This window comes from uncultured Clostridium sp. (genome assembly GCF_937920395.1).
Classification (GTDB): domain Bacteria; phylum Bacillota; class Clostridia; order Clostridiales; family Clostridiaceae; genus Clostridium_AD.
Window position 1 is genome coordinate 1 of record NZ_CALEVF010000130.1, and the last position, 1,629, is coordinate 1,629.

Here is a 1,629-nt window from a genome sequence, read left to right on the forward strand (position 1 = left end):
TTATTTGAATTTAATTCGCAGACTTCACAATCACCACAGTCATTACAAATTTTCTTATTATTAAAGATACAGTTTTTAGACATACAACACCCCGCTACATTTATTTCAAATACTATCATAATAGTCTATTATAACAAATAAGGCATCATTAATCAAATATTTATAAATTTTAATTATCTATAATATATTTATACTCAATTATTAAAAGAATTTTATATAGTTACTGTTTACAATTATAGACTAAAATAGAACATTTGTTTGATGTTTTTACATTTATATGGTATAATTTCAGCATGAATGAGAGGTGTTTACATGTTAACTCCAAAAAAAGATAAACAGAGTGAAATATATAACTTTATAAAAGATCAAGTTCAATTAAAAGGATATCCACCTTCAGTAAGAGAAATATGTGTAGCTGTAGGATTAAAATCCACCTCAACTGTTCATGGTCATTTAGAAAGATTAGAAAAAAAAGGATATATACGTAGAGACCCTGCTAAACCTCGTGCAATAGAATTATTAAAGGATTCTGTTACAAGAAAAGAACTTATAGATATACCTATTATAGGAAAAATTACAGCTGGGGTACCAATCCTTGCGGTTGAGAATGTTGAAGATACATTTACTATACCTTTAAATTTTACCAAAACTAATAATGATTTATTTATGCTTAAGGTTTCGGGTAGTAGCATGATTGAAGCCGGAATATTAGATGGTGATCTTGCTATAATCGAGAAAGTTAATGCGGCTAAAAATGGAGATATAGTTGTAGCACTTATAGATAACGAAGCCACTATTAAAAGATTTTTTAAGGAAAAAGGACATATAAGGCTTCAGCCTGAAAATTCATCAATGTCCCCTATCATATTAGATGATTGTTCAATTTTAGGTATACTTGTCGGCATTTATAGAAAGTACTAATTATCCCTTTAAACTTATGCAAAAGAGACTGTAATGATCTAATCATTACAGTCTCTTTTGATTGATACTAAGTTAACTGAAATAAATATTAATTATAATAATATTTACTCTAAATTTATATAACTTTTGAAAGAGCTATTAATATTCCAATCTTAGCATGATCAAATGTTAATCCACCCTGTAAATATGCTATATAAGGCTCTCTTATTGGAGCATCCGCAGATAATTCTATTGATGACCCTTGAATAAATGCGCCGGCTGCCATTATAACCTTATCTTCATATCCTGGCATATCCCATGGTTCACACTGAGCAAATGAATCAATCGGAGATCCTGATTGTATCCCCTTAATAAAATTAATTAGCATTTCTTTATTTCCAAATTTGATAGCCTGTATTATATCACTTCTTTTATCTGTGTATTTAGGAAGAACATCAAACCCTGCAAGTTCCATAATCCTTGCACAGAAAATAGCACCCTTCAATGCTTCCATAGTTACGTGTGGAGCTAAAAACAATCCTTGAAATAAAGAACGCATTACTCCAAATGTTGAACCACATTCTCCACCTATGCCTGGAATTGTTAGTCTATATGACGCTTGCACTACATATTCTTCTTTACCTGCAATGTAACCACCCGTTGGTGCAATTCCACCACCAATATTTTTTATTAAAGAACCTGCAACTAAATCTGCACCAACATCTGTAG

Annotated in this window: 2 protein-coding genes; one reads left to right on the forward strand and one right to left on the reverse strand. The window is 30.6% G+C overall.

Features of this window, described 5'->3' with window-relative positions:
- Positions 1-312: 312 nt before the first annotated feature.
- Positions 313-921 (forward strand): transcriptional repressor LexA, encoded by a 609-nt coding sequence (lexA, locus tag Q0649_RS09920; RefSeq protein ID WP_298840969.1) that lies wholly within the window; start codon positions 313-315, stop codon positions 919-921.
- 115 nt (positions 922-1,036) lie between these two features.
- On the opposite strand, the gene Q0649_RS09925 is transcribed toward lexA, so the two are convergent.
- A partial coding sequence (locus tag Q0649_RS09925; protein WP_298840971.1) for a methionine gamma-lyase family protein occupies positions 1,037-1,629 on the reverse strand: 593 nt, incomplete at its 5' end.

Excerpts from the sequence above, each read along its gene's own strand:
- lexA (WP_298840969.1), top strand. The coding sequence starts at position 313 with ATGTTAACTCCAAAAAAAGATAAACAGAGTGAAATATATAACTTTATA.